This is a genomic window from Thermoanaerobaculia bacterium, from assembly GCA_035717485.1.
In the GTDB taxonomy this organism is placed as follows: Bacteria; Acidobacteriota; Thermoanaerobaculia; order UBA5066; family DATFVB01; genus DATFVB01.
This window is the reverse complement of sequence record DASTIQ010000186.1, coordinates 1-5,911: the sequence shown is the minus strand read 5'-3', so window position 1 is coordinate 5,911 and position 5,911 is coordinate 1. Positions and strand designations below refer to the sequence as shown.

General features: G+C 69.1%; 8 protein-coding genes. All 8 read left to right on the top strand.

Annotation, left to right across the window (positions count from 1 at the left end):
- Positions 1-299 precede the first annotated feature (299 nt).
- On the top strand, positions 300-1,649 hold the full coding sequence (ffh, locus tag VFS34_09925; GenBank protein HET9794769.1) for a signal recognition particle protein: 1,350 nt from the start codon (positions 300-302) through the stop codon (positions 1,647-1,649).
- Between the two features lie 34 nt (positions 1,650-1,683).
- Entirely contained in the window at positions 1,684-1,929 is a 246-nt protein-coding gene (gene rpsP, locus VFS34_09920) for a 30S ribosomal protein S16 (GenBank protein HET9794768.1), read from the top strand.
- Positions 1,926-2,156 carry a KH domain-containing protein gene (locus VFS34_09915; protein HET9794767.1) on the top strand — a complete coding sequence of 77 codons (231 nt, stop codon included), beginning with the start codon at positions 1,926-1,928 and terminating at the stop codon, positions 2,154-2,156. Before rpsP ends, VFS34_09915 begins: the two co-directional genes overlap by 4 nt.
- On the top strand, positions 2,131-2,664 hold the full coding sequence (gene rimM, locus VFS34_09910) for a ribosome maturation factor RimM (GenBank protein ID HET9794766.1): 534 nt from the start codon (positions 2,131-2,133) through the stop codon (positions 2,662-2,664). The genes VFS34_09915 and rimM overlap by 26 nt, the downstream gene beginning before the upstream one ends.
- 5 nt (positions 2,665-2,669) lie before the next feature.
- The gene (gene trmD / locus VFS34_09905) at positions 2,670-3,362 is read left to right on the top strand and encodes a tRNA (guanosine(37)-N1)-methyltransferase TrmD (protein HET9794765.1); all 693 of its coding nucleotides are present in this window, start codon (positions 2,670-2,672) and stop codon (positions 3,360-3,362) included.
- Between the two features lie 100 nt (positions 3,363-3,462).
- Positions 3,463-3,813 carry a 50S ribosomal protein L19 gene (rplS, locus tag VFS34_09900; GenBank protein ID HET9794764.1) on the top strand — a complete coding sequence of 117 codons (351 nt, stop codon included), beginning with the start codon at positions 3,463-3,465 and terminating at the stop codon, positions 3,811-3,813.
- Complete coding sequence (locus VFS34_09895; protein HET9794763.1) at positions 3,791-4,486, top strand: ribonuclease HII; 696 nt, start codon at positions 3,791-3,793, stop codon at positions 4,484-4,486. Before rplS ends, VFS34_09895 begins: the two co-directional genes overlap by 23 nt.
- Positions 4,486-5,911 (top strand): tetratricopeptide repeat protein (locus VFS34_09890; GenBank protein HET9794762.1); only part of this gene is annotated, 1,426 nt, incomplete at its 3' end. The genes VFS34_09895 and VFS34_09890, both read left to right, overlap by 1 nt.

Sequence of the window (5,911 nt, the reverse complement as noted above, 5' to 3'; positions counted from 1 at the left end):
CGAGGACTCTTCCGCCTTCTTGCAGCCGCCCAGGAACAGCAGCGCCGTGGCGGTGGCGGCCATCAGGAACAGGGCGAGGGACTTCTTCATCGGTCGATCTCCTTCTCTAAAAGTCGAATTCGAAAGTTTCGAAATTCGCCGTGACCCTCACTCAACCGGGGACCGAGGGATCATACACGATCATCCCGTGCTGTCAACCACTTCGAAAGCGAAATTCCCGCAAATTTGCCAAAACGGCGCATCCGGTCTATTCTCGCAGTTTTGGCGTTTTCGGGCGCATTCGCGCCCGAGGGGGGTAGGTGTTCGAAGGACTCGGTGACCGGCTGCAGCGGGTGTTCAAGGAGCTGAGGGGCGAGGGCACCCTGACCGAGTTCCATCTCGAGACGGCGCTCCGCGAGATCCGCCTCTCGCTGCTCGAAGCCGACGTCTCGCTCCCCGTCGCGAAGTCCTTCCTCACCAAGGTGAAGGAACAGGCGGTGGGGGAGAAAGTCGCGACCGCGCTGTCGCCGGCCCAGGAAGTCCTCCGCATCGTCCGGGACCAGCTCGTCGCCCTCCTGGGGGGCGAGCGGGCCGATCTCGACATGCGCTCCCGGCCTCTCGTGATCGTGCTCGTGGGCCTCCAGGGCTCGGGCAAGACGACGACGGCGGCGAAGCTCGCGCGCCTCCTGAAGGAGACGCGAGGACGGCATCCCCTCCTCGTTCCGTGCGATCTCGCCCGGCCGGCGGCCGTCGCCCAGCTCGTCACCCTCGGCCGGAAGATCGGGGTGCCCGTGTTCGATCCCGCCGGACGGCGCGATCCGGTCGACGTGGCGCGGGCCGCGGCCGAGGAAGCGCGTCTGACGGGAAGGGACGCGGTGATCTACGACACGGCCGGAAGGCTCCACATCGACGACGAGCTGATGGACCAGGTCGCGCGCCTCAAGGCGGCGGTCGCGCCGCAGGAGACGCTCTTCGTCGCCGACGCGATGACCGGCCAGGACGCGGTGCGCTCGGCGTCCGCGTTCCATGCGCGCCTCGACGTGACCGGAGTGATCTTCACGAAAACCGACGGCGACACGCGCGGCGGCGCGGCGCTGTCGATCGTCTCGACGATCGGGCGCCCGATCAAGTTCGTCGGCAGCGGCGAAAAGATCGAGGACCTCGAGCCCTTCCATCCCGACCGGATGGCTTCGCGGATCCTCGGCATGGGCGACATGTTGTCGCTGATCGAGAAGGTCGAGCAGTCGATCGACGCCGAGGACGCCGCCCGGATCGCGAAGAAGGCGGGTGCCGGGGAGTTCACGCTGGAGGATCTCCGCGACCAGCTCCAGTCGATGAAGAAGATGGGGCCGCTCTCGCAGGTCCTCGACTTCCTCCCCAAGGTCGGTCCCTTCCGCCAGATGCCGAGCGCCGCCGAGATGGACCCGAAAGCTCTCACCCGGATCGGCGCGATCATCGACTCGATGACGCCGGACGAGCGGCGGTATCCGCAGATCGTCAACGGGAGCCGGCGAAAGCGGATCGCGAAGGGCGCGGGCACGAAGGTCGAGGACGTGAACCGGCTGCTGAAGCAGCACGCGCAGATGAAGAAGATGATGAAGTCGATCAAGAACCTGGGGCGGGGAGCCCGCCCGCGGGACCTGAAGAACCTGTCGCTGCCCGGCCACTGAGCGGGCGGACGCGAAACGAAGAGAAGGAGACCCCATGCTGAAGATCCGCCTGCGGCGCACCGGCACGCGCAATCGCCCCTACTACCGCATCGTCGTCTCGGGGAGCCGGCGCACCCCGGGCTCCGAGATCGTCGAGGAACTCGGTTTCTACGACGCGGTCGCGAACCCGCCGAAGATCTCGTTCGACCGCGAGCGCGCCCGCGCGTGGATCGCGAAGGGCGCGCAGCCTTCCGGCACGATCCGTTCGCTCCTCGAGCGGAGCGCGGAAGCGGCTTCGTGAAGGAGCTCGTCGAGACCGTGGCGCGCGCGCTCGTGACGCGCCCGGAGGAAGTCGCCGCGTCGGAGAGCGAGGAGGGCGGTACCCTCACGGTCGACCTCGCGCTCTCTCCGGAGGACCTCGGCCGCGTGATCGGCCGCGAGGGACGCACGGCCCGCGCCCTCCGCGCGTTCGCGGCGGCCGCGGGGCGCAAGCGCAACCAGCGTGTCCTCGTCCGCATCCGCGGCTGATTCCCGCCGGCGCGTCGGGGAGCTCAAGCGCCCGCACGGGCTGCGGGGCGAGATCGCGGTGCTCCCGGTCGGCGACTTCTCCGACCAGATCCGCGCCGGCGCTTGGCTCGACGCGGTCGACGCGGCCGGCGGCGTCGTCCGGCTCGAGGTTTCTTCCGTTCGTCCCCACGGAACGCACCTGCTCGTGAAGTTCGCGGGGAGGGAGCGCATCGAGGACGTGGAGGCGCTCGCGGGGCGCGACCTCTCGGTCGACCGTTCGCTTCTCGAGCGCCCGGACGAGGATTTCCTCTTCGACGAAGAGGTCGCCGGATTCGCGTGCGTGTCGCCGGACGGGAGGCGGCTCGGGCGCGCCGAGGCCTTCGAGCGCCACGGCCCGACCTGTCTCCTTCGGATCGAGCGCGACGGCCGGCGCCATCTCGTTCCGTTCACCCATCCGATCGTCCGCGAGGTCTCGCGCGGGCGCCGCGAGATCGTGCTCGATCCTCCCGAGGGGCTCTTCGAGCTCTGAAGCGAATGCGCTTCGACGTCCTGACGATCTTTCCCGGATATTTCGCTTCCCCGCTCTCGGAGAGCCTGCTCGGGAAGGCGCGCGAGAAGGGAATCCTCGAAGTCGTCGTTCACGACATCCGGGCATGGGCCTCCGATCCGCACCGGAAGGTCGACGACGAGGCGTACGGCGGCGGTCCCGGGATGGTGATGATGGCTCCCGTCGTCGCGGCGGCGATCGAGGCGGTCCGCGACCTGCCCGGACTGCCGCGCGCCGCGACGTACCTCCTGACGCCCGACGGGCGCCGGTTCGATCATGCGGCCGCGGCGGCGCTCGCCGCGCTCCCGCGGGTCGCGCTCGTGTGCGGCCGCTACGAGGGGATCGACCACCGCGTGGCCGAAGCGGGCCTCTACGACGGCGAGATCTCGCTCGGGGACTTCGTCCTCTCGGGCGGGGAGGTGGCCGCTCTCGCGGTCATCGAGGCGGCCGCGCGCCTGGCCCCCGGATTCGTCAAGGAGGCGGCCTCCGTCGAGAACGACTCGTTCTTCCGCGGGGTCCTCGATCATCCGCACTACACGCGGCCGGCGGTCTGGCGGGGGCTCCGCGTCCCGGAAGTGCTCCTTTCGGGCCACCACGAGAGGATCGAGGCATGGAGGCGCGAGCAGTCGGAGCGCCGGACGCGGGAGCGCCGCCCCGACCTCCTCGGACGCCGGGACTGATCCTTTCGGTTTTCCGGCGCCGTGCGCTATAATCCGCGCGCGACGGCGCCGCGGGAGAGATTCTTTCGTGCCGTCAGTGATTTACGTTAAGGAGCGCATCATGACCGACGTTCTGCGCGAAGCAGAGAAGTTTTCCCTTCGTTCCGACCGCCCCGCCTTCTCGCCGGGCGACACCGTCCGGGTGCACGTGAAGGTCAAGGAGGGGGAGAAGGAGCGAATCCAGGTTTTTGCGGGAGTCGTGATCGCGCGCCGGGGCGGCGGGTCGCGGGAGACGTTCACGGTTCGCAAGATTTCGGGCGGAGTCGGCGTCGAGCGCGTCTTCCCCCTTCACTCCCCCATGATCGATCGCGTGGAAGTGGATCGCCGCGGCGACGTCCGCCGAGCGAAGCTGTACTACTTGAGGGAGCTGAAGGGCAAGGCTGCTCGCATTGAGGAAAAGCGCGCGGACTGACGTTCGCGGCGCCGCGCGCGACAAGTGGACCGCGGCGCTGCTGTGGGAGCTGGGACGGCTCTCCTCCCTCGCCGCACCGGAAAACCAGCTCTTCCGGCGCGGATATCGCCTGATCGCGGGAACCGATGAGGTCGGGCGCGGATGCCTCGCCGGACCGGTCGTCGCGGCGGCGGTCATCCTCCCTCCCGGGTTCTGGTGGCCCGGAATCGACGACTCGAAGAAGCTGGAGGCGGACGAACGCGAGGCGCTCGCCGCCGTCGTGCGGCGCCGGGCGGTCGCGAGCGCCGTCGCCGTCGTCTCGGTGCGCGAGATCGACGACACCGACATCCGGAAAGCTTCGCTCGCGGCGATGAAGGGCGCGCTGTGCGAGCTCGACCCGGCGCCGGAGATCGTGTTGACGGATGCATTCCTCGTTCCCGGCTGGGCGGGACGCCAGATTCCGATCGTCCACGGCGACGCGCGCTCGATCTCGATCGCGGCCGCGTCGATCGTCGCCAAGGTCCATCGGGACGCCCTGATGGACGATCTCGCGCGGCGCTACCCCGCGTACGCGTTCGAGCGCCACAAGGGGTACGCGGTCGCCGAGCACCGCGAGATCCTCGCGCGGCTCGGTCCCTGCCCCGAGCATCGCCTTTCCTTCCACGGCGTGATTCCGGACGGAGAGGCCGTCTGATGGCGCTGCGCCGCGACGCCGTCCTCGCGACCGCCGAGAAGCTCCTCGCCAAGGGAAAGTACGACGCGGCGCTCAAGGAGTACGTGCGCCTCCTCGAGGAGAACCCGAACGACATCCTCGTGCTGAACAAGGTGGGCGACATCTACGTGCTGCTGAACCGGCCGATGGATTCGCTGCCGCATTTCACCCGGATCGCCGAGCACTACGCCCGCGACGGCTTCTTCCTCAAGGCGATCGCGATCTACAAGAAGATCAACAAGATCGACCCCTCGAAGCTGGAGATCTACGACTACCTCGCCGACCTCTACCACAAGCAGGGTCTCGTTCCCGAGGCGCGGTCGCAGTACCAGATCCTCGCGGACCACCACCTGAAATTGAATCAGCTCCCCGAGGCGATCGCGGTGTACCGGAAGATGGCGGCCGCCGATCCGAACGACATCAAGATTCCGGTGCGCCTCGCCGATCTCCTGATCTCGGCCGGAGAGTCGGACCAGGCGCTCATGCAGTACGGCGTGATCGGCTCGATGCTGGTCAAGCGCGGCGCGATCGACGAGGCGGTGGCGGTCTACCAGAAGGCGCTGAAGATCCGCCCCGGCGACCGCAAGGTGCTGCACGACCTGGTGCGGTCGATGCTCGACGGCGGGAACGCCGAGGCGGCGGTGCTCCTCCTCCAGTCGCAGCCGCGCGACGCCGACACGATGATGCTTCTCGCCGAGGCGCTCCTCGCGACGAAGAACACCGAGGACGCGCGGAAGGCGGCGGAAGCCGCGATCGCGTTCGACCACGGCCACGCGGCGGCGCGCCAGTTCGTCGCGCGTCTCCGCGCGAGCGACCACGACTTCCAGGGCTCCTTCGAGGCGCTGCTGCCGCTCGTCGATCAGGCCGTCCGTGCCGGCTCGGTGAAGAAGGCGATCGGGATGCTGGTGCCCCTCGCGAATCCGCCGTTTCCCGCGCTCCAGGAGAAGCTCCTCGAGCTCTACCGGATCGGCGGCGACCGTGCGAAGACGCTCGAGACGCTGAACGCGCTCGCGCGAACCGCGTGGGACGCCGGCGACCGCGAAGGCGCCTCCCGCCGGTATCGAGAAGTCCTCGAAATCGACCCCGAGAACGCCGAGGCGCGAACCCGCGCCGGCGTCGCCGCGCCGGCTCCCGCCGCTGCCGAGGAGGAGGTCCAGGAGCTCGTCGTGGAGTTCGCCGAGTCGCTTCTCCAGGAAACTCCGGAGGCGGAGGCTCCGCCGGCGGCGTCCCCTCCAGTGGCGGTTCCGGTCCCGGCGGGCCCCTCCGTTCCGCGCGTCGCCCCTTCGGCGCACCCGGCGGCGCCCGCGCCCGCTCTCGAGAACACGGCCGTCCGCCGGATGCGCGCCGAGGAGGCGGAGTGGAAGGATGCCGTCACCGAAGCGGAGGTCTTCGCCAAGTACGGGCTCG